This is a genomic window from Microbacterium sp. 18062, assembly GCF_902706225.1.
Lineage (GTDB): Bacteria > Actinomycetota > Actinomycetes > Actinomycetales > Microbacteriaceae > Microbacterium.
In genome coordinates, this window is record NZ_CACSKB010000309.1 from 1 (window position 1) to 460 (window position 460).

Below are 460 nucleotides of genomic sequence, written 5' to 3' on the forward strand. Positions count from 1 at the left end.
CCCGTGGACAGACTTCCTGCATGAAAATGCGTCTGGATCCGGAGTGTAACTGGACAGTCATACGATCCCCTTTGCCTTCAATGTTATGATTTGATTTGCATTAATACCCAGTTCAGACAACACTTCTCCCGTGTGCTGACCCAGTTCAGGTGCCTCATGCCTGACCCTGCCGGGAGTAGACAGTAGTTTAGGGACGATGCCGGGCAGAATAACTGGCGTGCCGTCAGGTAAATGCGCGGGTAAAAGCATATCGCGAGCTTTATAGTGAGGATCGTTAGCGATGTCAGATGCATCGTAGATTTTTCCGGCCGGAATGCCGCCCTCATTCAATGAGGCCAGCACTTCATTCAGGTGGCTCTGACGGGTCCATTCTTCAATCGCCGCAGCTAACAAAATGACCTGCTTCACACGCCCGTCATTGTGTGCCAGTGCCGGATCGGCGGCCAGATCAGGACGTTCA

1 protein-coding gene is annotated in these 460 nt (G+C 52.6%); it reads right to left on the reverse strand.

The window, feature by feature from the left end:
• Positions 1 to 57: 57 nt before the first annotated feature.
• Positions 58 to 460: CoA transferase (locus GVL03_RS19940; RefSeq protein WP_200847319.1), on the reverse strand; the 403-nt coding region annotated here is incomplete at its 5' end.